At 63.4% G+C, this 20,716-nt stretch carries 34 protein-coding genes; 33 read left to right on the plus strand and 1 reads right to left on the minus strand.

The genetic code is table 11. The annotated features are described in order from the left end of the window. Positions 1 to 166: 166 nt before the first annotated feature. The 33 genes from rpsL to Atep_RS06845 all read left to right on the plus strand — a co-directional run bounded on the left by rpsL (position 167) and on the right by Atep_RS06845 (position 19,152). Positions 167 to 541 (plus strand): 30S ribosomal protein S12, encoded by a 375-nt coding sequence (gene rpsL / locus Atep_RS06685; RefSeq protein ID WP_012971556.1) that lies wholly within the window; start codon positions 167 to 169, stop codon positions 539 to 541. A 54-nt stretch (positions 542 to 595) separates the two neighbouring features. Further along, positions 596 to 1,066, plus strand: a complete 471-nt coding sequence (gene rpsG, locus Atep_RS06690) for a 30S ribosomal protein S7 (protein WP_213381020.1) — start codon at positions 596 to 598, stop codon at positions 1,064 to 1,066. A 59-nt stretch (positions 1,067 to 1,125) separates the two neighbouring features. Further along, entirely contained in the window at positions 1,126 to 3,222 is a 2,097-nt protein-coding gene (gene fusA, locus Atep_RS06695; protein WP_213381021.1) for an elongation factor G, read from the plus strand. 25 nt (positions 3,223 to 3,247) lie between these two features. Continuing rightward, entirely contained in the window at positions 3,248 to 4,438 is a 1,191-nt protein-coding gene (gene tuf, locus Atep_RS06700) for an elongation factor Tu (RefSeq protein ID WP_213381006.1), read from the plus strand. Between the two features lie 4 nt (positions 4,439 to 4,442). Further along, positions 4,443 to 4,754, plus strand: coding sequence for a 30S ribosomal protein S10 (gene rpsJ, locus Atep_RS06705; RefSeq protein WP_007040450.1), 312 nt, complete (start codon positions 4,443 to 4,445; stop codon positions 4,752 to 4,754). A 10-nt stretch (positions 4,755 to 4,764) separates the two neighbouring features. Then, the gene (gene rplC, locus Atep_RS06710; RefSeq protein WP_213381023.1) at positions 4,765 to 5,415 is read left to right on the plus strand and encodes a 50S ribosomal protein L3; all 651 of its coding nucleotides are present in this window, start codon (positions 4,765 to 4,767) and stop codon (positions 5,413 to 5,415) included. Between the two features lie 6 nt (positions 5,416 to 5,421). Further along, positions 5,422 to 6,033, plus strand: coding sequence for a 50S ribosomal protein L4 (gene rplD, locus Atep_RS06715; RefSeq protein ID WP_213381027.1), 612 nt, complete (start codon positions 5,422 to 5,424; stop codon positions 6,031 to 6,033). After that, entirely contained in the window at positions 6,030 to 6,326 is a 297-nt protein-coding gene (gene rplW, locus Atep_RS06720) for a 50S ribosomal protein L23 (RefSeq protein ID WP_213381028.1), read from the plus strand. Before rplD ends, rplW begins: the two co-directional genes overlap by 4 nt. A gap of 32 nt (positions 6,327 to 6,358) precedes the next feature. Further along, positions 6,359 to 7,189 carry a 50S ribosomal protein L2 gene (gene rplB / locus Atep_RS06725; RefSeq protein ID WP_213381030.1) on the plus strand — a complete coding sequence of 277 codons (831 nt, stop codon included), beginning with the start codon at positions 6,359 to 6,361 and terminating at the stop codon, positions 7,187 to 7,189. A 20-nt stretch (positions 7,190 to 7,209) separates the two neighbouring features. Next, entirely contained in the window at positions 7,210 to 7,488 is a 279-nt protein-coding gene (gene rpsS / locus Atep_RS06730) for a 30S ribosomal protein S19 (protein WP_012971548.1), read from the plus strand. Positions 7,489 to 7,500: 12 nt separating this feature from the next. Continuing rightward, a complete protein-coding gene (rplV, locus tag Atep_RS06735) occupies positions 7,501 to 7,833 on the plus strand; it encodes a 50S ribosomal protein L22 (RefSeq protein ID WP_213381032.1) in 333 nt (110 codons plus the stop codon). Positions 7,834 to 7,851: 18 nt separating this feature from the next. Next, positions 7,852 to 8,529, plus strand: coding sequence for a 30S ribosomal protein S3 (rpsC, locus tag Atep_RS06740; protein WP_213381034.1), 678 nt, complete (start codon positions 7,852 to 7,854; stop codon positions 8,527 to 8,529). A gap of 3 nt (positions 8,530 to 8,532) precedes the next feature. Beyond that, positions 8,533 to 8,946: a 50S ribosomal protein L16 gene (rplP, locus tag Atep_RS06745; RefSeq protein WP_176978178.1), complete on the plus strand. Its 414-nt coding sequence runs from the start codon at positions 8,533 to 8,535 to the stop codon at positions 8,944 to 8,946. Continuing rightward, positions 8,946 to 9,146: a 50S ribosomal protein L29 gene (gene rpmC, locus Atep_RS06750; RefSeq protein WP_012971544.1), complete on the plus strand. Its 201-nt coding sequence runs from the start codon at positions 8,946 to 8,948 to the stop codon at positions 9,144 to 9,146. Before rplP ends, rpmC begins: the two co-directional genes overlap by 1 nt. After that, entirely contained in the window at positions 9,143 to 9,409 is a 267-nt protein-coding gene (gene rpsQ / locus Atep_RS06755) for a 30S ribosomal protein S17 (protein ID WP_213381035.1), read from the plus strand. Before rpmC ends, rpsQ begins: the two co-directional genes overlap by 4 nt. A 111-nt stretch (positions 9,410 to 9,520) precedes the next feature. Then, positions 9,521 to 9,889 carry a 50S ribosomal protein L14 gene (gene rplN / locus Atep_RS06760; protein WP_012971542.1) on the plus strand — a complete coding sequence of 123 codons (369 nt, stop codon included), beginning with the start codon at positions 9,521 to 9,523 and terminating at the stop codon, positions 9,887 to 9,889. A gap of 13 nt (positions 9,890 to 9,902) precedes the next feature. Then, positions 9,903 to 10,220 (plus strand): 50S ribosomal protein L24, encoded by a 318-nt coding sequence (gene rplX, locus Atep_RS06765; RefSeq protein ID WP_213381036.1) that lies wholly within the window; start codon positions 9,903 to 9,905, stop codon positions 10,218 to 10,220. Positions 10,221 to 10,234: 14 nt separating this feature from the next. Then, on the plus strand, positions 10,235 to 10,774 hold the full coding sequence (gene rplE / locus Atep_RS06770) for a 50S ribosomal protein L5 (RefSeq protein ID WP_213381037.1): 540 nt from the start codon (positions 10,235 to 10,237) through the stop codon (positions 10,772 to 10,774). Between the two features lie 9 nt (positions 10,775 to 10,783). Beyond that, positions 10,784 to 11,089 carry a 30S ribosomal protein S14 gene (gene rpsN, locus Atep_RS06775; protein ID WP_176978174.1) on the plus strand — a complete coding sequence of 102 codons (306 nt, stop codon included), beginning with the start codon at positions 10,784 to 10,786 and terminating at the stop codon, positions 11,087 to 11,089. A gap of 69 nt (positions 11,090 to 11,158) precedes the next feature. Further along, positions 11,159 to 11,554 carry a 30S ribosomal protein S8 gene (gene rpsH / locus Atep_RS06780; RefSeq protein WP_176978173.1) on the plus strand — a complete coding sequence of 132 codons (396 nt, stop codon included), beginning with the start codon at positions 11,159 to 11,161 and terminating at the stop codon, positions 11,552 to 11,554. Positions 11,555 to 11,567: 13 nt separating this feature from the next. Continuing rightward, positions 11,568 to 12,101 (plus strand): 50S ribosomal protein L6, encoded by a 534-nt coding sequence (gene rplF / locus Atep_RS06785; protein WP_213381038.1) that lies wholly within the window; start codon positions 11,568 to 11,570, stop codon positions 12,099 to 12,101. Positions 12,102 to 12,113: 12 nt separating this feature from the next. Continuing rightward, on the plus strand, positions 12,114 to 12,476 hold the full coding sequence (gene rplR, locus Atep_RS06790; RefSeq protein WP_213381039.1) for a 50S ribosomal protein L18: 363 nt from the start codon (positions 12,114 to 12,116) through the stop codon (positions 12,474 to 12,476). An 11-nt stretch (positions 12,477 to 12,487) separates the two neighbouring features. After that, a complete protein-coding gene (gene rpsE / locus Atep_RS06795) occupies positions 12,488 to 12,994 on the plus strand; it encodes a 30S ribosomal protein S5 (RefSeq protein WP_213381040.1) in 507 nt (168 codons plus the stop codon). A gap of 3 nt (positions 12,995 to 12,997) precedes the next feature. Continuing rightward, positions 12,998 to 13,189 (plus strand): 50S ribosomal protein L30, encoded by a 192-nt coding sequence (rpmD, locus tag Atep_RS06800; protein WP_213381043.1) that lies wholly within the window; start codon positions 12,998 to 13,000, stop codon positions 13,187 to 13,189. Position 13,190: 1 nt separating this feature from the next. After that, on the plus strand, positions 13,191 to 13,625 hold the full coding sequence (gene rplO, locus Atep_RS06805) for a 50S ribosomal protein L15 (RefSeq protein WP_213381045.1): 435 nt from the start codon (positions 13,191 to 13,193) through the stop codon (positions 13,623 to 13,625). Positions 13,626 to 13,643: 18 nt separating this feature from the next. After that, positions 13,644 to 14,996, plus strand: a complete 1,353-nt coding sequence (secY, locus tag Atep_RS06810) for a preprotein translocase subunit SecY (RefSeq protein WP_213381046.1) — start codon at positions 13,644 to 13,646, stop codon at positions 14,994 to 14,996. A 119-nt stretch (positions 14,997 to 15,115) separates the two neighbouring features. Then, on the plus strand, positions 15,116 to 15,229 hold the full coding sequence (gene rpmJ / locus Atep_RS06815) for a 50S ribosomal protein L36 (protein ID WP_012971531.1): 114 nt from the start codon (positions 15,116 to 15,118) through the stop codon (positions 15,227 to 15,229). 84 nt (positions 15,230 to 15,313) lie between these two features. After that, positions 15,314 to 15,670, plus strand: coding sequence for a 30S ribosomal protein S13 (gene rpsM, locus Atep_RS06820; RefSeq protein WP_213381053.1), 357 nt, complete (start codon positions 15,314 to 15,316; stop codon positions 15,668 to 15,670). A 37-nt stretch (positions 15,671 to 15,707) separates the two neighbouring features. After that, entirely contained in the window at positions 15,708 to 16,097 is a 390-nt protein-coding gene (gene rpsK / locus Atep_RS06825; protein ID WP_200329251.1) for a 30S ribosomal protein S11, read from the plus strand. Positions 16,098 to 16,124: 27 nt separating this feature from the next. Next, positions 16,125 to 16,745 carry a 30S ribosomal protein S4 gene (rpsD, locus tag Atep_RS06830; RefSeq protein WP_213381055.1) on the plus strand — a complete coding sequence of 207 codons (621 nt, stop codon included), beginning with the start codon at positions 16,125 to 16,127 and terminating at the stop codon, positions 16,743 to 16,745. 22 nt (positions 16,746 to 16,767) lie between these two features. Continuing rightward, entirely contained in the window at positions 16,768 to 17,781 is a 1,014-nt protein-coding gene (locus Atep_RS06835) for a DNA-directed RNA polymerase subunit alpha (RefSeq protein WP_176978165.1), read from the plus strand. An 85-nt stretch (positions 17,782 to 17,866) separates the two neighbouring features. Next, positions 17,867 to 18,259 (plus strand): 50S ribosomal protein L17, encoded by a 393-nt coding sequence (gene rplQ / locus Atep_RS06840; RefSeq protein WP_012971526.1) that lies wholly within the window; start codon positions 17,867 to 17,869, stop codon positions 18,257 to 18,259. Between the two features lie 146 nt (positions 18,260 to 18,405). Next, positions 18,406 to 19,152 carry an SAM hydrolase/SAM-dependent halogenase family protein gene (locus tag Atep_RS06845; RefSeq protein ID WP_213381057.1) on the plus strand — a complete coding sequence of 249 codons (747 nt, stop codon included), beginning with the start codon at positions 18,406 to 18,408 and terminating at the stop codon, positions 19,150 to 19,152. A gap of 113 nt (positions 19,153 to 19,265) precedes the next feature. On the opposite strand, the gene Atep_RS06850 is transcribed toward Atep_RS06845, so the two are convergent. Further along, a complete protein-coding gene (locus Atep_RS06850; RefSeq protein WP_213381058.1) occupies positions 19,266 to 20,630 on the minus strand; it encodes a DEAD/DEAH box helicase in 1,365 nt (454 codons plus the stop codon). Positions 20,631 to 20,716 lie beyond the last annotated feature (86 nt).

Genomic DNA, 20,716 nt, shown 5'->3' on the forward strand with positions numbered 1-20,716 from the left:
TTTTTATCCGATTCCCTGGTTTGGGCGCCTTTGCCCGGCCCCTGAGCAGACGGTCGCATCTGGTGCGTGTCATTCCGGCGATGTCATCGAGCCGGCCCGTGCGCGCAGGCTTCGTTTGACTCCAAAGAAGAATCATGGCGCGAGGGCGCCGCTGGAGACTCATCGCATGGCAACGATCAACCAACTCGTCCGCAAGCCTCGCAAGCGGAACGTGGCGAAAACCAACGTGCCCGCCCTCGAGGCCTGTCCGCAGCGTCGCGGGGTCTGCACGCGCGTCTACACCACCACGCCCAAGAAGCCGAACTCGGCTCTGCGTAAGGTGGCTCGCGTGCGTCTGACCAACGGGTATGAGGTCGCGTCCTACATCGGCGGCGAAGGCCACAATCTTCAGGAGCACTCGGTGGTCCTGATTCGCGGCGGTCGTGTCAAAGACTTGCCGGGCGTGCGCTACCACACCGTGCGCGGCACCCTGGATACCTCGGGTGTCGAGAAGCGCCGCCAAGCGCGTTCCAAGTACGGCGCCAAGCGCCCGAAGAAGTGATCGCGCCCTGACGCGACCCAGACTACAACGAATACGTCGGAGCCTTAGAAGACCATGCCAAGAAGACGCGTTGCCGCTCGTCGTCAAATCCTTCCGGACCCCAAGCACGGAAGCGAGTTGCTGACCAAGTTCATCAACATGATGATGGAAGACGGCAAGAAGTCCGTCGCCGAGCGCATCATCTACAGCGCCCTGGATCAGATCGCCGAGAAGAAGGGCGGAAGCCCGGTCGAGCTGCTCGAGCAGGCGATGGAGAACGTGCGTCCGGTGGTCGAGGTCAAGTCGCGTCGCGTCGGCGGCGCCACCTATCAGGTTCCGGTCGAGGTGCGTCCGACCCGTCGCAACTCGCTGGCCATGCGCTGGCTGATCGATTCGGCGCGCAAGCGGTCCGAGAAGTCCATGGCCCAGCGTCTCGCCGGTGAGCTGATGGACGCGGCCGAGTCGCGCGGTTCGGCGGTGAAGAAGAAAGAAGACACCCATCGTATGGCCGAAGCCAACAAAGCCTTCTCGCATTACCGTTGGTAAACCCTCGGTCTCGCGTTCGTTTTTTCGAGTTCTTTAGGATCATCAAGGCGGATTCAGTCGTGGCACGTAGCACACCCATCGAGCGGTATCGCAATCTTGGCATCATGGCGCACATCGATGCCGGGAAGACCACTACCACGGAGCGCATCCTGTTCTACACGGGTGTCTCGCACAAACTCGGCGAGGTGCACGACGGCGCCGCCACCATGGACTGGATGGAGCAGGAGCAGGAGCGTGGCATCACCATCACGTCTGCGGCGACCACCTGCTTCTGGAAGGGCATGGCGCTCGACCGTCCTGAGCATCGCATCAACATCATCGACACCCCCGGGCACGTCGACTTCACCATCGAAGTCGAGCGTTCTCTGCGCGTGCTCGACGGCGCCTGTGCCGTCTTCTGCGCTGTCGGCGGCGTCGAGCCTCAATCCGAGACCGTCTGGCGTCAGGCCAACAAGTACGGCGTTCCGCGTCTGGCGTTCGTCAATAAGATGGACCGCATGGGCGCAAACTTCCTGCGCGTCGTCGGTCAGGTCAAGGATCGTCTGGGCGGCAATCCCGTTCCTCTCCAACTGCCGATCGGCGCCGAAGAACACTTCAAGGGCGTCGTCGACCTGGTCAAGATGAAGGCCATCCTCTGGGACGAAGAGTCCAAGGGCACCAAGTTCGAGTACGGCGACATTCCGGCCGACATGGTCGATGCCTGCGAAGAGTGGCGCGAGAAGCTGGTCGAGGCTGCCGCCGAGTCCAGTGAAGAGCTGATGGAGAAGTATCTCGAAGGCGAGAGCCTGACCGAGGCCGAGATCAAAGCCGGCCTGCGCGCGCGCACCCTGAAGAGCGAGATCGTGCCCATGCTGTGCGGCTCGGCGTTCAAGAACAAGGGCGTGCAGGCCATGCTCGACGCCGTGCTCGACTACATGCCGTCGCCGGTCGACGTGCCCGCCATCAAGGGTATCCTCGACGACAAGGACAATTCCGAGGGCGAGCGCAAGCCGTCCGATGATGAATCCTTCTCGGCGCTGGCCTTCAAGATCGCGACCGACCCCTTTGTCGGCACCCTGACCTTCTTCCGCGTCTATTCGGGTGTGCTCAACTCTGGCGACACCGTCTACAACCCGGTCAAGGGCAAGAAGGAGCGCGTCGGCCGTATCCTGCAGATGCACGCCAACCAGCGTGAAGAGATCAAGGAAGTGCGCGCCGGCGACATCGCTGCGGCGGTCGGTCTGAAGGACGTGACCACGGGCGATACCCTGTGCGATCTCAACAACATCATCACCCTGGAGCGCATGGAGTTCCCTGAGCCGGTCATTTCGGTCGCGGTCGAACCCAAGACCAAGGGCGACCAGGAGAAGATGGGTCTCGCGCTGCAGAAGCTGGCGCAGGAAGACCCGTCGTTCCGCGTCCACACCGACGAGGAATCCGGTCAGACCATCATCTCCGGCATGGGCGAGCTGCACCTGGAGATCATCGTCGACCGCATGCGTCGCGAGTTCAAGGTCGAGGCCAACGTCGGCGCGCCACAGGTCAGCTATCGCGAAACCATCCGTGCCAGCGTCGAGCAGGAAACCAAGTTCGCCCGTCAGTCCGGCGGTCGCGGTCAGTACGGTCACGTCCTCATCCGCGTCGAGCCGATGGAGGCCGGTGGCGGCTATGAGTTCGTCAACGCCATCGTCGGCGGTACCGTGCCGAAGGAATACATCCCGGCGGTCGACAAGGGCATCCAGGAGGCCATGAAGAACGGCATCCTGGCCGGCTTCCCCATGGTCGATATCAAGGTCACGCTCTACGACGGCTCCTATCACGAAGTCGACTCGAGCGAAATGGCGTTCAAGATCGCCGGCTCTATGGCGATCAAGGAAGCGGCGGCCAAGGCCAAGCCGGTCCTGCTGGAGCCGATCATGAAGGTCGAGGTGGTCACGCCCGAAGAGAACATGGGCGACGTCATGGGCGACATCAACAGCCGTCGCGGCATGATCCAGGGCATGGACGATTCCCCGTCCGGCAAGATCATCCGTGCCGAGGTTCCGCTGTCGGAGATGTTCGGTTACGCCACCGACCTGCGTTCGGCGACCCAGGGTCGCGCGACCTACAGCATGGAATTCTGCAAGTACAACGAGGTGCCCGCCAGCATTGCCGAAGCGGTCTCCAAGAAGAAGTAACGATTCATCCGAAGGGTAGAGCGGGATGTCCAAAGAAAAATTTCAACGTAGCAAGCCTCACGTCAACGTCGGCACCATCGGCCACGTCGACCATGGCAAGACCACGCTGACGGCGGCGATCACCACGCATCAGGCGAAGAAGTTCGGCGGCGAAGCGCGGGCCTACGACCAGATCGACAACGCCCCGGAAGAGCGTGAGCGCGGCATCACCATTGCCACGGCGCACGTGGAGTACGAGAGCGCCAAGCGGCACTACGCCCACGTCGACTGCCCCGGCCACGCCGACTACGTCAAGAACATGATCACGGGTGCCGCCCAGATGGACGGCGCGATCCTGGTCGTGTCGGCCGCCGACGGCCCGATGCCCCAGACCCGCGAGCACATCCTGCTGTCGCGTCAGGTCGGCGTGCCCTACATCGTGGTGTACCTGAACAAGGCCGACATGGTCGACGACGCCGAGCTCCTGGAGCTGGTCGAAATGGAAGTGCGCGAGCTGCTCTCCAGCTACGACTTCCCCGGCGACGACACCCCGATCATCACGGGTTCGGCCAAGCTGGCGCTGGAAGGCGACACCTCCGAGATCGGCGGTCCCTCGATCGACCGGCTGATGGAAGCGCTCGACAGCTACATCCCCGAGCCGGAGCGGGCCATCGACGGCGCCTTCCTGATGCCGATCGAAGACGTGTTCTCGATCTCGGGTCGCGGCACCGTGGTGACCGGTCGTGTCGAGCGCGGCATCGTCAAGGTCGGCGATGAAGTGGCCATCGTCGGTATCCGCGATACCGTCAAGACCACCTGCACCGGGGTGGAGATGTTCCGCAAGCTGCTCGACCAGGGTCAGGCCGGCGACAACATCGGCGCCCTGCTGCGCGGCACCAAGCGTGAAGACGTCGAGCGCGGCCAGGTGCTGGCCAAGCCCGGCTCGATCACCCCGCACACCCACTTCGAGGCCGAAGTGTACGTGCTGAGCAAGGAAGAAGGCGGGCGTCACACCCCCTTCTTCAACGGCTACCGTCCGCAGTTCTACTTCCGCACCACCGACGTCACCGGCGCCTGCGAGCTGCCCGAGGGCGTCGAAATGGTGATGCCGGGCGACAACGTCAAGATGACGATCAAGCTGATCGCGCCGATCGCCATGGAAGAAGGTCTGCGCTTTGCGGTCCGCGAGGGCGGTCGCACCGTCGGCGCGGGTGTGGTTTCCAAGATCATCGAGTAAGGGCATGACGAATCAGAGAATCCGAATTCGGCTGAAGGCGTTCGATCATCGTCTGATCGATCAGTCCGCGCGTGAGATCGTCGACACCGCCAAGCGCACCGGCGCTCAGGTGCGTGGTCCTGTCCCGCTGCCGTCCAAGAAGGAGCGCTTCACCGTTCTGGTCTCGCCGCACGTCAACAAGGACGCGCGCGACCAGTACGAGCTGCGGACCCACAAGCGTCTGATGGACATCGTCGACCCGACCGACAAGACCGTCGACGCCCTGATGAAACTCGATCTGGCCGCCGGTGTCGACGTCCAGATCAAGCTGAGCTGAGGACGAAATCATGTCGATCGGAGTTATCGGACGCAAAGCCGGCATGACCCGTGTCTTCACCGAGGCTGGTGAGAGCATCCCGGTCACCGTGATCGAGGTCACGCCGAACCGCGTCAGTCAGGTCAAGTCCGAAGAGACCGATGGCTATCGTGCCATCCAGGTCGCCTTCGGCCAGCGCCGCGCCTCGCGCGTCACCAAGCCGATGGCGGGTCATTACGCCAAGGCCGGTGTCGAGGCGGGTGAAGTGCTGCGCGAGTTCCGCCTGGAAGGCGAAGAGGGCGCCGACCTGCAGGTCGGTCAGGAGATCTCGGTCTCCATCTTCGAGCCGGGCCAGAAGGTCGATGTGCGTGGCGTGACCAAGGGGCGTGGTTTTTCCGGCGTCATCCGCCGTCACCACTTCGCCGGTCAGGACCGCACCCACGGCAACTCGCTGTCGCACCGTGCGCCGGGTTCCATCGGTCAGAACCAGACCCCTGGGCGCGTGTGGAAGGGTAAGAAGATGGCGGGTCATCTCGGCGCCGCCAATCGTTGTCAGCAAAATCTCGAGGTCGTGCGCATCGACGCCGAACGCAACCTGCTCCTCGTCCGCGGCGGCGTGCCCGGACCGACGGGAGGGCGTCTGGTCGTGCTGCCGTCCGTGAAGCAAAAGAACAAGGGCTGAGCACTCATGGAGATCGCCATTCGAAACCACACTGGCGCGTCCAGTGTGCAGGTTTCCGACGCCGTCTTCGGCGTGGAATACAAACCAGGCCTGGTCCACCAGGTCGTGACCGCCTACATGGCGGGCGCGCGCGCCGGCACCAAGGCCCAGAAGAACCGCGCGGCGGTTTCCGGTGGCGGTTCCAAACCGTGGCGCCAGAAGGGAACCGGTCGTGCCCGTGCGGGTACCTCGCGTAGCCCGCTGTGGCGCTCGGGCGGTGTGACCTTCGCGGCCCAGCCGCGCGACTACGGCCAGAAGGTCAACCGCAAGATGTATCGCGGCGCCGTGCGCTCGATCCTCTCCGAGCTGGTGCGCACCGAGCGTCTGGTGGTCGTCTCCGAGCTGGCGCTGGAAGAGGCCAAGACCAAGGCCCTGATCGCGCTGCTCAAGAGCCATGACCTGACCGACGCGCTCATCCTCACCGATGGGTTCGACGACAGGCTCTATCTGGCCGCGCGCAATCTGCCCGGAGTCGACGTGCTGTCGGCGCAAGAGGTCGATCCGGTCAGCCTGATCGCCTTCGAGACCATCCTCGCCACCGAGGCGGCGATCAAGAAGCTGGAGGAGCGGCTGGCATGAATAAAGAGCGTCTGATGAAGGTGCTGGTCGCGCCCGTGATCTCCGAGAAGGCCTCGCGTCTGGCTGAGAATTGCAACCAGGTGACCTTCCGCGTCCTGACCGACGCGACCAAGCAGGAAGTCGCCAAGGCGGTCGAGATGCTGTTCGAGGTCGAGGTCGATCGCGTCCAGATCCTCAACGTCAAGGGCAAACAGAAGCGCCACGGGCAGCGTCTGGGCAAGCGTCAGGACTGGCGCAAGGCCTATGTGCGCCTCAAGGCCGGCCAAGACATCGACTTCGGCGACGCCGCTTGAGCGCGGCGGCGGACAGCAACGGATAGATCAAGATGCCAATCGTAAAGACCAAACCGACGTCCGCCGGACGACGCTTCGTCGTCAAGGTGACGACACCCGATCTGCACAAGGGCGCGCCGCACGCACCCCTGATCGACAAGCAGACCAAGCGTGGCGGGCGCAACAATCAGGGCCGCGTGTCCGTGCGTCATCAGGGCGGCGGTCACAAGCAGCGTTACCGGATCATCGACTTCAAGCGCAACCGCAAGGACGGGATCCCCGCGACCGTGGAGCGTCTGGAGTACGACCCGAACCGCTCGGCGCACATCGCGCTGCTGAAGTATGCCGACGGCGAGCGCGCCTATATCATCGCGTCCAAGGGCCTGAAGGCCGGCGACTCGGTCGTCTCGGGCGAGACCGCGCCGATCGCGGTCGGCAACTGCATGCCGCTGCGCAACATCCCGGTCGGCACCTTGGTGCATTGCATCGAGATGCGGCCCGGCAAGGGTGCCCAGCTCGCCCGTTCGGCCGGCGCCTCGGTGCAGCTGGTGGCGCGTGAGTCCGGCAGCGCGACCCTGCGTCTGCGTTCCGGTGAGATGCGTAAAGTGCACTCCGACTGCCGCGCCGTCATCGGCGAGGTGGGCAACAGCGAACACAGCCTGCGCAAGCTCGGCAAGGCCGGCGCGAGCCGCTGGCGCGGTATCCGTCCGACGGTGCGCGGCGTGGTCATGAACCCGGTCGATCACCCGCACGGCGGTGGCGAGGGCCGGACCTCCGGCGGCCGTCATCCGGTCACGCCCTGGGGTGTGCCGACCAAGGGCCACAAGACGCGCCACAACAAGCGGACCGACGGCATGATCGTGCGTCGTCGCGGTCAGAAATAGCATCAGTCGAGGTTGAGCCAGTGCCACGTTCGATTCGAAAGGGCCCGTTCGTCGATCATCACCTGATCAAGAAGGTGGAAGAGGCGGTCGCCCAAAACAGCAAGCGCCCGATCAAGACCTGGTCGCGCCGTTCCATGGTGTTGCCTGAGATGGTCGGTCTGACCATTGCCGTCCACAACGGGCGTCAACATGTGCCGGTTCTCGTCAACGAAAACATGATCGGCCACAAGCTCGGCGAGTTCGCGTTGACCCGTACCTATCGTGGTCACGCCGCCGACAAGAAAGCGAAGAAGCGCTAGTCGGAGATCGCGATGCAAGCTGTAGCCACACACAAATACGCCCGGATCTCGGCGCAGAAGGCCCGACTGGTCGCGGATCTGATTCGCGGCAAGCGTGTCGAGGAAGCCATCAACACGCTGTCCTTCAGCCCCAAGAAGGGCGCCGACATCATCAAGAAAGTCCTGGAGTCGGCGATCGCCAACGCCGAGCACAATGAGGGCGCCGATATCGACGAACTCAAGGTCGCGGCCATCCAGGTCAACGAGGGGCCGACCATGAAGCGGATCATGCCGCGCGCCAAGGGCCGCGCCAACCGCATCATGAAACGCACCAGCCACATCACGCTGACCGTGGCCGAAGTCTAGAGGATCCAGGGGACCAGTATGGGACAGAAAGTTCATCCGAATGGTATCCGGCTTGGCATCGTCAAGGACTGGACATCCAAGTGGTATGCCAATTCCAAGGACTATGCCGATCTGCTCAACACCGATCTCCAGGTCCGCGACTTCCTGCGCAAGGAACTCGCCAAGGCCTCGGTGAGCCGCATCCAGATCGACCGTCCGGCCAAGAACGCCCACATCACCATTCACACCGCCCGTCCGGGCGTGGTGATCGGCAAGAAGGGCGAGGACATCGACAAGCTGCGCGCCAAGGTGTCGGCGATGATGGGCATTCCGGTGCACATCGCCATCGAGGAGATCCGCAAGCCGGAGCTCGACGCGCAGCTGGTGGCCGAGGGCATTGCTCAGCAGCTCGAACGGCGTATCATGTTCCGCCGCGCCATGAAGCGCTCGATCCAGAACACCATGCGTCTGGGCGCCGAGGGCATCAAGGTCAGCGTCGCCGGTCGTCTGAACGGGGCCGAGATCGCACGCAGCGAGTGGGCGCGTGAAGGCCGTGTGCCGCTGCACACCCTGCGCGCCGACATCGACTACGGTTTCGCCGAGGCCAAGACGACCTACGGCGTGCTCGGAGTCAAGGTCTGGATCTTCAAGGGCGAGGTTTTCGGCGACCAGCAGCCCGAGGAACCGGCGCCGAAGGCGTCCGGAAAGAAGGGTTAAGTCATGCTGCAACCGAAACGCACCAAATTCAGAAAGCAACACAAGGGCCGCAACCGCGGTCTGGCCCAGAGCGGCAACCGGGTGAGCTTCGGCGAGTTCGGTCTCAAGGCGACCGAGCGTGGTCGTCTCACCGCGCGCCAGATCGAGGCCGCCCGTCGTGCCATCTCCCGTAGCGTCAAGCGTGGCGGCAAGATCTGGATCCGGGTGTTCCCGGACAAACCGATCTCCAAGAAGCCGCTCGAAGTGCGTATGGGTAAGGGTAAGGGTAACGTCGAGTACTGGGTCGCGCTGATCCAGCCGGGCAGCATGCTCTACGAGATCGAGGGTGTCAGCGAGGAACTCGCGCGCGAGGCCTTCAAGCTGGCCGCCGCCAAGCTGCCGGTGCAGACCACCTTTGAAAAGCGGACGATTCTGTGATGAAGGCCAACGAGCTTAGAACCAACAGCGCCCAAGAGCTTCAGACACAGTTGATGGAGCTGCTGCGCGAGCAATTCAATCTGCGCATGCAGCGGGGCACCGGTCAGTTGTCCAAGCCTTCGCGCATGAAGGCCGTGCGCCGGGACATCGCCCGGATCAAGACCATCATGGCCGAGCAGAAGGCGGGCGGGAAATCATGAGCGACGAGAACGAGATCAAGACCAACCGGACACTCGAAGGGCGCGTGACCAGCAGCGCCATGGACAAGACCATCACGGTCGTGATCGAGCGCCGTGTCAAGCACCCGCTCTATGGCAAGTTCATGCGCCGCTCGACCAAGATCCACGCCCACGACGAGGCCAACAGCTGCAACGTCGGCGATCTGGTGCGGGTCGAGCAGTGCCGTCCGCTCTCCAAGACCAAGACCTGGCGTCTGATCGAGATCCTCGAAAAGGCGCGCTGAGCGGCGTTTGCCAGTCTCGCGTACTTCCGGCTCGGCGCTTGCGGCGCGGCCATTTCGCGGAGCCATCGGTCCATTCCCGGATCAGCAACGAGCTTTTTAGGTATAAAGACAATGATTCAGATGCAGACCAATCTGAGCGTCGCCGACAACAGCGGCGCCAAGAGCGTGATGTGCATCAAGGTGCTCGGCGGGTCGCATCGTCGCTACGCGGGCATCGGCGATGTCATCAAGGTCACCGTCAAGGACGCCATCCCACGCGGTAAGGTCAAGAAGGGCGATGTCTACAACGCGGTCGTCGTGCGCACCCGTCATGGCGTGCGTCGTCCCGACGGCTCGCTGATCCGTTTCGACGGCAACGCCGCCGTGCTCTTGAATAACCAGCTTCAACCCATCGGCACCCGTATCTTCGGGCCTGTCACGCGCGAGCTGCGCGGCGAGCGTTTCATGAAGATCATCTCGCTGGCGCCGGAAGTGCTCTGAGGAGACGATAGTCATGAGAAAGATCAAGAAGGGTGATGACGTCATGGTCATCGCCGGCAAGGACAAGGGCAAGCGCGGCACGGTGCTCAAGGTGATCGACGAGAATCACATCGTCGTCGAGAACATCAACATCGCCCGCAAGCACCGGAAAGGCAATCCGCAGGCCGGCGTGCCGGGCGGAATCGTCGACAAGGCGATGCCGATCCACGTCTCCAACGTCGGGCTCTACAACCCGATCAAGGGCAGTGCCGACCGCGTCGGCTTCAAGACTCTGGAAGACGGGCGCAAGGTGCGTGTGTTCAAGTCCAACGGCGAAGTCGTCGACGTCTGACCGGGTGAAGCGAGATGTCCAGATTACAGACCGAATACAAAGAGCGCATCGTGCCTCAGCTCAAGGAGCGCTTCGGCTACCAGAGCGTGATGCAGGTGCCCAAGATCGAGAAGATCACGCTCAACATGGGCGTGGGCGAGGCCGTGGCCGACAAGAAGGTCATGGACAATGCCGTCGCCGATCTGCGCGCCATCGCCGGTCAGCAGCCGATCGTGACCTACGCCCGCAAGTCGGTCGCCGGGTTCAAGATCCGCGAAGGCTGGCCGATCGGCTGCAAGGTCACGCTGCGTCGCGAGCGCATGTACGAGTTCCTCGATCGCCTGATCAATATCTCGATCCCGCGTATCCGCGACTTCCGCGGCCTGAGCGCCAAGTCGTTCGACGGTCGCGGCAACTATTCGATGGGCGTGCGCGAACAGATCATGTTCCCCGAGATCGATTACGATAAGATCGACGCGCTGCGCGGACTCGACATCACCATCACGACCACGGCGCGGACGGATGAGGAAGGCCGTGCCCTGCTCGAAGCCTTCAACTTCCCCTTCCGGACCTAAGGTAATCGCATGGCGAAGAAGAGTATGATTGCGCGCGATCGCAAGCGCACCGAGACCGCCGCCCGCTTCAGTGCCAAGCGCGCGGCCCTCAAGGCGGTGATCAATGATCGCAACGCCACGCCCGAGCAGATCGACGAGGCGACGCTGAAGCTGCAGAAGCTGCCGCGCGACGCCGGCCCGACGCGCCAGCAGCGTCGCTGCCGCGTCAGCGGTCGCCCGCACGCGGTCTATCGCAAGTTCGGTCTGTCGCGCAACAAGCTGCGCGAGGCCGTGATGCGCGGGGACGTCCCCGGCGTCGTCAAGGCGAGCTGGTAAGCTCAGCCACACGTTTTTCAACCTATCGGGTATCGCGTCGCAACGACGGCCTGACCCACGGAGAAGCCAATGAGTATGTCGGATCCGATTGCGGATATGCTGACACGCATCCGCAACGGCCAGCAGCGCGGTAAGATCACGATCGTGATGCCGTCCTCCAAGCAGAAGGTCGCGATCGCGAACCTGCTGAAGGAAGAAGGCTACATCGCCGACGCCATGGTCGAAGCCAAGAGCGGCAAGCCCGAGCTGGTCATCAAGCTCAAGTATTATCGCGGCAAGCCCGTGATCGAGTTCCTCAAGCGCGTTTCGCGCCCCGGACTGCGCATCTATCGCGGCAAAGACGAGCTGCCCAAGGTCTGGGCCGGACTCGGCATCGCCATCGTCTCCACCTCCAAGGGTCTGATGACCGACCGCGCGGCCCGTCAGGCCGGACACGGCGGCGAGATCATCGCCTACGTCGCTTAAGGGGGAGACTACGATGTCACGTGTTGCAAAAGCTCCCATCAAGCTGCCCAAGGGCGTCACCGTCGAGATCAGCGGTCAGGACGTCAAGGTCAAGGGTCCGAAGGGCGCCCTGGACTGGCGTGTCCATCCGACCGTTCGCGTCTGCGAAGAGAACGGCGAGATCCGGGTCGCGCCCGCCGAGGGCCAGACCGAAGCCTGGGCCATGGCCGGCACCACCCGTGCGCTGCTCAACAACATGGTCACCGGCTGCGGCACCGGTTTTACGCGCAAGCTGACCCTGGTCGGCGTCGGTTATCGCGCGCAGGCCAAGGGCGACGTGCTCAACCTCAGCCTGGGCTTCTCACATCCGGTCGACTATCCGGTGCCGAAGGGCATCACGATCGAGACCCCCAGTCAGACCGAGATCCTGGTGTCGGGCGCCGACAAGCAGCAGGTCGGTCAGGTCGCCTCCGAGATCCGGGCCTATCGTCCGCCGGAGCCGTACAAGGGCAAGGGTGTTCGTTACGCGGACGAGAACGTCCTGCGTAAGGAAGCCAAGAAGAAATAAGGGGTCTCAACGATGGACAAGAAACAGGCTCGCCTGCGTCGTGCGACGCGGGCCCGCGCCAAGATTCGCGAGCTTGGCGTCTACCGGCTGTGCGTGCATCGCACGCCGCGCCACACCTATGCCCAGATCATCGCGCCCGGCGAGACCGGCGACCGCGTGCTCGCCAGCGCCTCGACCGTCGAGAAGGCCCTGGCCGAGCAGATCACGGGCAACAAGGCCAACATCGCCGCCGCCGTCGTCATCGGCAAGGCGATCGCCGAGCGCGCCCTGGCCGCTGGTGTCGAGACAGTCGCCTTCGACCGTTCCGGCTTCCGTTATCACGGCCGTCTCAAGGCGCTGGCGGATGCCGCGCGTGAAGGCGGGTTGAAATTCTAGGGGAGCGAGCAATGGCAAACTTCAATCCAAAAGTGGAAGGCGACGATCTCCTCGAAAAGCTGGTGGCGGTCAACCGTGTCGCCAAGGTGGTCAAGGGTGGCCGTCAGTTCGGTTTCGCCGCCCTGACCGTGGTCGGCGACGGCAAGGGCCGGGTCGGCTTCGGTCGCGGCAAGGCGCGTGAGGTGCCGATCGCGATCCAGAAGGCGATGGAGAACGCGCGCAAGAACATGATCGAGGTCAAGCTCAACGGCTCGACCCTGCAATATCCGTTGCAGGGCAAGCATGGTGCGGCCAAGGTCTTCATGCAGCCGGCCTCCGAGGGTACCGGCATCATCGCCGGCGGTGCCATGCGTGCCGTGTTCGAGGTGCTGGGCGTGCAGAACGTGCTCGCCAAGTGCATCGGCACCAACAACCCGATCAATGTCGTGCGCGCCACCGTCAATGGTCTGCGCGCCATGACCGATCCGGCGACCGTCGCCGCCAAGCGCGGCAAGAGCGTCGAAGAGATCCTGGGGTAAGCGATGTCCGACAAGAAAATGATGAAGGTCAAGCTGGTGCGCAGCGTGCACGGCCGCCTGGAAAAGCACAAGGCCTGCGTGCGCGGTCTGGGTCTGCGTCGCATGCATCAGGTCGTCGAAGTCGAGGATACGCCCTGTACGCGCGGCATGGTCAATGCCGTGCAGTACATGGTCAAGGTCGTGGAGGAAGCCTGAGATGAAACTCAATGATCTGCGGCCCGATCCGGGCAGCCGTCCCTCCGCCAAGCGCGTCGGTCGCGGTATCGGCAGCGGCCTGGGCAAGACCTGCGGGCGCGGCCACAAGGGTCAGAAGGCCCGTGCCGGCGGCTTCCACAAGGTCGGCTTCGAGGGCGGTCAGATGCCCTTGCAGCGTCGTCTGCCCAAGGTCGGCTTCCGTTCGCGCAAGTCGCTGGAGAAGGACGAGATACGTCTGACCGAGCTGAACCTGGTCGAGGGCGATGTCGTCGACCTGGAGACGCTCAGAGCGGCCGGCCTGCTCAATCGCGTCGTCAAGAGCGTCAAGATCATCGCCTCCGGCGAGGTCACGCGCGCCCTGACCATCCGTGGTCTGGGTGTGACCAAGGGCGCGCGCGCCGCGATCGAGGCCGCCGGCGGCACGATCGAAGACTAACCCAAGGGTTTGTGACGGATGGCTAAGAACGCTGGATCCATGGCTGGGGCACTCGGTGGAATGGGGCAGTTGACCGAGTTGCGTCGACGTCTGATGTTCCTGTTGGGGGCCTTGCTCGTCTATCGCATCGGTACCTTCATCCCGGTTCCAGGGGTGAATCCGCAGGCGCTGGCCATCCTCTTCGATCAGAACCAGGGCTCCATCCTGGACATGTTCAACATGTTCTCGGGCGGCGCTCTGGAGCGCGCGAGTCTGTTCGCACTCGGTGTCATGCCCTATATCTCGGCCTCCATCATCGTGCAGTTGATGACGGCGGTGGTGCCTCAGCTCGAACAGCTGAAGAAAGAAGGCGAGGCCGGGCGGCGCAAGATCACTCAGTACACCCGCTACGGCACGGTGTTCCTGGCGACCTTCCAGGCCATCGGCATCTCGATGGCGCTGCAAGGACAGACGGCCGGCGGTTCGGCGCTGGTGGTCCATTCGGGCGTGGGCTTCGTGTTCACGGCGACCGTGTCGCTGGTGACGGGCACCATGTTCCTGATGTGGCTCGGCGAGCAGATCACCGAACGCGGCATCGGCAACGGCATCTCGATGATCATCTTCGCCGGTATCGTCGCCGGTCTGCCGGCCGCCCTGGGCGGTACGCTGGAGCTGGCGCGCACCGGTGAGATGAACTCGCTGGCCGTCCTGGCGCTGTTCGCCATGGCGCTGGCCGTGACCGCCTTCGTGGTCTTCGTCGAGCGCGGTCAGCGGCGGATCACGGTGAACTATGCGCGCCGCCAGCAGGGGCGCAAGATGATGCAGGCGCAGAGCACCCATCTGCCGCTCAAGCTGAACATGGCCGGTGTGATTCCGCCGATCTTCGCCTCCAGCATCATCCTGTTTCCGGGCACGCTCGGGCAGTGGTTCGGCAGCAACGAGGATCTGCGCTGGATCGCGGACATCACGTCTAAGCTTGCGCCCGGTGAGCCGATCTATGTGCTGCTCTATGCCTCGGCGATCATCTTCTTCTGTTTCTTCTATACCGCGTTGGTCTTCAACGCGAAGGAAACGGCGGACAACCTCAAGCGGTCGGGGGCCTTCATTCCGGGCATCCGTCCGGGCGAGCAGACGGCTCGGTACATCGATGGCGTCATGACCCGGCTGACCGCCGCCGGTGCGATCTACATCACCGCCGTCTGTCTGCTGCCGGAGTTCCTGATCGTCGGCTACAACGTGCCCTTCTATTTCGGCGGCACCTCGCTGCTGATCGTGGTCGTCGTGGTCATGGACTTCATGGCCCAGGTGCAGGCACATCTGATGTCGCACCAGTACGAGGGGCTGATGAAGAAGGCCAACCTGAAGGCTCCGGGCGGCGGACTGCTGCGTTGAGGCCGTCAACAAATATTGACTAGACCGCGCCGGCGCGGCGACCGTCCGGAGTCGCTCTCGGACGGTCGGTTCATTGCAAACACCGCCTGTCGTACTTGGACGCGGTTTGGGAGACAAAAATGAAAGTGCGTGCATCCGTCAAGAAGCTGTGCAGAAACTGCCGAATCATTCGGCGCAATGGCTCGGTGCGTGTGATCTGTTCCGATCCGCGTCACAAGCAGCGCCAGGGTTGACCAATCCTTGGTTGACCGGAACAAACCGTTTGATATACTACGCGGTTTACCCGCTGAGCATTTAGGACTAAGGGGTTCGTAAACATGGCCCGTATCGCCGGCGTCAACATCCCAGATAAAAAACACGCCGTGATCGCGTTGACCGCGATCTACGGCATTGGTCGTACCCGTGCGGGTCAGATTTGCGATGCAGCGGGTATCGCACGTACCACCAAGGTGCAGAGCCTCACGGAAGAAGAAGTCGACAAGCTGCGCAATGAGGTCGCGAAGTTCACGGTCGAGGGCGATCTGCGGCGCGAGGTGTCGATGAACATCAAGCGGCTGATGGATCTCGGCTGCTACCGGGGCATCCGTCACCGTCGCGGGCTGCCGCTGCGCGGTCAGCGCACCCGTACCAACGCCCGGACCCGCAAGGGCCCGCGTCGCCCGATCAAACGCTAAGCGCTCGCGCTCGGCCAGATGAGCTGGATTACGTCGAATGGCTAAACCGATTCGCAACACGAAGAAGAAAGTCAAGAAGCAGGTCGCGGACGGGGTCGCCCACGTCCACGCCTCCTTCAACAACACCATCATCACCATTACCGACCGGCAGGGCAACGCCCTGGCCTGGGCAACCTCCGGCGGCTCGGGTTTCCGCGGCTCGCGCAAGAGCACGCCCTTCGCCGCTCAGGTCGCCGCCGACAAGGCCGGTCAGGCCGCGAAGGAATACGGTCTGCGCAACCTGGATGTCAACGTCAAGGGGCCGGGACCGGGACGCGAGTCCGCCGTGCGCGCGCTCAACAATGCCGGATTCAAGATCACCAGCATCACCGACGTGACGCCCATCCCGCACAACGGCTGCCGCCCGCCCAAGAAGCGGCGCGTCTGACGGCCCGACAGTTCAACAGGAAGACATATGGCACGTTATACAGGCCCGACCTGCAAGCTGGCGCGGCGCGAGGGTGTAGACCTTTCGCTCAAGAGCCGCGCGCGTTCGCTCGATACCAAGTGCAAGCTGGAGAAGCAGCCCGGTCAGACGTCCGACCGTCGCCGCCGCCTCTCCGACTACGGCGTGCAGCTGCGCGAGAAGCAGAAGGTGCGTCGTATCTACGGTGTGCTCGAGAAGCAGTTCCGCAACTACTACAAGAAGGCTGCTCAGTCCAAGGGCGCGACCGGTGAGAACCTGCTGCAGATCCTCGAACGCCGGCTCGACAACGTCGTCTACCGGATGGGCTTCGGGTCCACGCGCGCCGAGGCGCGCCAGCTCGTCAGCCACAAGGGCATCCTGGTCAACGGCCGTATCGTCAACATTCCTTCCTATCAGGTCGGCGCCGACGATCACATCGAAGTCCGTGAGCCGGCCAAGAAGCAGGTGCGCGTGCAGAACGCCATGGCCCTGGCCGAGCAGTACGGCTTTCCGGATTGGGTCGAGGTCGACAGCAAGGGTCTGAAGGGCGTGTTCAAGCGCATCCCGGACCGTTCGGATCTGCCGGCCGACATCAACGAATCTCTGATCGTCGAGCTGTACTCCAAGTAAGGAGCTCCCTGAGAGGCACTGAATGACTGACGCTATTGGCGAATTTCTCAAGCCGCGCATCGTCAAGGTCGAGGAGGTCGACGGCAACCCGTGTCATTCACGGGTCTCGCTGGAGCCGCTCGAGCGCGGTTTCGGCCACACGCTCGGCAACGCGCTGCGGCGAATCCTGTTGTCGTCGATGGACGGGTACGCCGTAACGGAAGTCGAGATCCAGGGCGTGCTGCACGAGTACACCACGCTGGAGGGTGTGCAGGAGGACGTGCTCGAAATCCTGCTCAACCTCAAGCAGATCGCCATCGTGCTGCATGGCAAGGACGAGGCGATCTTCGCGCTGAGCAAGCGCGGTCCGGGACCGGTGACGGCGGGCGACATCGCCATCGATCACACGGCCGAGATCACCAACCCCGAGCTGGTGATCGCCAACCTGACGGCCGACACCGAGCTGAGCATGACCCTGACCGTGCGTCGCGGTCGCGGCTATGAGCCGGCGAGCCAGCGCGAGATGGAGGGGGGCGAGGATCGGCCGATCGGCAAGCTGCCGATCGACGCCTCCTTCAGCCCGGTGCGGCGCGTGGCCATCGAGGTGCAGTCGGCGCGTGTCGAACAGCGTACCGACCTCGACCGGCTGGTGATCGATCTGGAGACCAACGGCACCATCGATCCGAAGGAGACCATCCAGCGCGCGGCCACCATCCTGCGCGATCAGTTGTCGAGCTTCGTGGCGCTGGAAGGCACGGTGCCGGCCGAGACCCAGGTTCAGGAGACACGCGACGAGTCGCCTTACGATCCGATCCTGCTGCGTCCGGTCGACGACCTGGAGCTGACGGTGCGTTCGGCCAACTGCCTCAAGGCCGAGAACATCTATCTGATCGGCGACCTGATCCAGCGCACCGAGGTCGAGCTGCTCAAGACGCCCAATCTGGGCAAGAAGTCGCTCACCGAGATCAAGGACGTGCTGGCCACGCGCGGGCTGTCACTGGGCATGCGTCTCGAGAACTGGCCGCCCGAGAACATCGCCGAACTCAGTATTCGCTAAGACCGGCGTGCGGATCCGGTATTGGGATCCGCACCGGCCGACCCACGCCATCTAACGATTTAACGATTATTTCGGGATCAGGACCATGCGTCACCGCAAAGCCGGAAGGCAACTGAATCGCACCAGCTCGCACCGCGAGGCCATGTTCCGCAACATGGCTTCCTCGCTCTTCCGTCACGAGCTGATCAAGACCACACTGCCCAAGGCCAAGGAACTGCGTCGCGTCGCCGAGCCCTTGATCACCCTGGCCAAGACCGACTCGGTTCATACGCGCCGTCTGGCGTTCTCGCGTCTGCGCGACAAGGAAGCGGTCGGCAAGCTGTTCGTCGAACTGGGTCCGCGTTATCAGGGCCGTCCGGGTGGTTATCTGCGTATCCTCAAGTGCGGCTATCGTCACAGCGACGCCGCGCCCATGGCCTATGTCGAGCTGGTCGATCGTCCGGCGACGGCGGTGGCGGTCGAGGACGACGAGGATTGAAGTGCATCCTGTCTGGAGTAGGAGACTCTGTGGGATGAGTCGATCCGATTCCAGGACGCCTTAAAAAGCCGGGCTTGTGCTCGGCTTTTTTGTGTCCGATCGAAACGCTGCCGGCTTCGATCTTTCGATCCAGGGAGACCTGATCCATGTCTGCTCAGCCTGCTATCGAGCGCATTCTGCTCGCCACGGACTTTGGCGCGGATCTCTATGTCGGGCAGATGCAGGCGCGTCTGCATTCGCTCGTGCCCGGTGTTCCCTGCATGGGTCTCATGCAGGATCTGCCGCCGTTCAGACCGGATCTGGCGGCGTATCTGCTCCCGGCGCTGTTGCGTGATCTACCGGGCGATTCGCTCCTGCTCTGTATCGTCGATCCTGGGGTCGGTGGTGAGCGTGCCGGATTGCTGGTTCGGGCCGATGACCATTGGTTGATCGGGCCGGACAATGGGTTGTTTGCGCTTGTAGCGCGGCGTGCCGGTGATGGGGCTGTGTGGCGGATCGGTTGGCAGCCGGAGCGGATGTCGGCGAGCTTCCACGGGCGCGACTGGTTCGCACCGGCCGCCGCGCGTTTGGTTCTGGGCGAGGATCTGGAACGGACGCCGTTGGTGCCGGACAACATGGTCGGTGCCGACTGGCCGGACGAACGCGCGACCATCGTCTATGTCGACCATTTCGGCAATCTGATGACCGGTGTGCGCGCAGCCGGTGTTTCTGCCGAGGCCGTGTTGCGGGTTCGGGGACAGCCGCTACCCCGCACCCGGACCTTCTGCGAAGTCGAACCGGGGCAGGCGTTCTGGTACGAAAACTCCCTGGGTCTGATCGAGATCGCGGTCAATCAGGGGCGCGCCGATCGACAGCTTGCGCTGGGGGTGGGCGATTCGGTCGAGTTTGGCTGATGGGGTAGGGCGCTTGGCGCGCCCTCGCTCGCAGGGTGTCCCCAACCAAATGGGCAGTCGGCTCTGCACAGCAAGAGAGCACCGCCTTCACACGGCAAGGTTCATCGTAAATCCTAATCCGCGTCCGGCTTGGCATCCTCGCGTGCGCGTCGTGTCAGCGGCGCATGACCGGCCTCTTGTGCCTTGACGCTCGACGGGACACGTCGCTTGCCGATGTTCTTGCGGTTGCGCAGACGCTCCTTCTTGCGCGGTTTCTCTTCCGTGGCGGCCGTGGACTTGCGCTTGCCGCTCATAGCGGTCGGCTTGCTCGGTTTCTTGCGCTTGGTCGGCCCCTTGAAGCCGGCCTTGAGTCCTTTGATCTCGCGCGTTTCGAAGGTCAGGTTGAGATAGCGCGCAATGCTCTCCATCCGGTTCCATTCGGGCGGACCGACCAGCGAGATGGCCACGCCGGCTTCACCTGCGCGTCCGGTGCGTCCGGTGCGATGCAGATAGTCGTTACCTCGGCGCGGCAGATCGAAATTGAACACTCGCTGCACGCCCGGCACATCCAGGCCGCGCGCCGCCAGATCGGTCGCGATGAGCGTATTCACACGCCCACTGTGCAACAGGCCCATGACGCGGTTGCGCTCGCGCTGATCGAGTTCGCCATGCAGCACGGCGACCCGCTGTTGTTGTCCCTGGAGAAAGTTGCCCAGCGCCACGGCCCCCTCGCGGGTGTTGGTGAAGATCAGCGCTTTTTCGTAGGTCTCGTTGCGCAACAGCCAGAGCAATTGCTGTTGCTTGTGTTCCAGTCCGTCACTCAGGAACAGCCAATGCGCGATGTCCGGATGCTGTTGGCGGACCGGATCGATATCGACCCGCTGCGGATCGCGTAGCAGACGCTCGGTGATCCGACTCAGACCGCGCTGCTCGAGCGTCGCCGAGAACAGCAGCGACTGGCGCTCGGGACGGCTGTAACGGATGATCGCCAGCACGTCGTCGGCAAAGCCCATGTCGAGCATCCGGTCGGCCTCGTCGAGTACCAGGAACTCCAGGTCGCTCAGATCCGCCTGACCCGTCTCCAGGAATTCGAGCAGACGTCCGGGCGTGGCGACCAGGATCTCGGGATTCTTGCGCAGGGTGGCGATCTGATGCGCCTTGGACTCGCCGCCGGTGATGACGCCGCTGGTCAGGCGCGTATAGCTTCCCAGACGCATGAAATGGATATGGATCTGACGCGCCAGCTCGCGGGTCGGCACCAGGATCAGGGCGCGGGTACTGCCGTCGTGGCGCGGCACGTCGATGAGGCGCTGCATGATCGGCAGCAGGAAGGCCGCCGTCTTGCCCGAGCCGGTGGCCGCCGAGACCAGCAGATCGACGCCGTCCATCGCCGGCGGGATCACCTGGGCCTGGACCGGGGTCGGGGTCGTATAGCCTTCGTTGGCCAAACCGCGCATGAGCGCGTCGGGAAGGAGGAATTCAGAGAAGTGTGTGTTCATGGGATGAAACATACCATCAAAGCGGCGGTCGGGGTGCGAAATCCTGCACGATGGTGGTGACACGGGGGCGCTTTGTGATTATACTG

Origin of the sequence: Allochromatium tepidum, assembly GCF_018409545.1 — a bacterium.
In the GTDB taxonomy this organism is placed as follows: Bacteria; Pseudomonadota; Gammaproteobacteria; order Chromatiales; family Chromatiaceae; genus Thermochromatium; species Thermochromatium tepidum_A.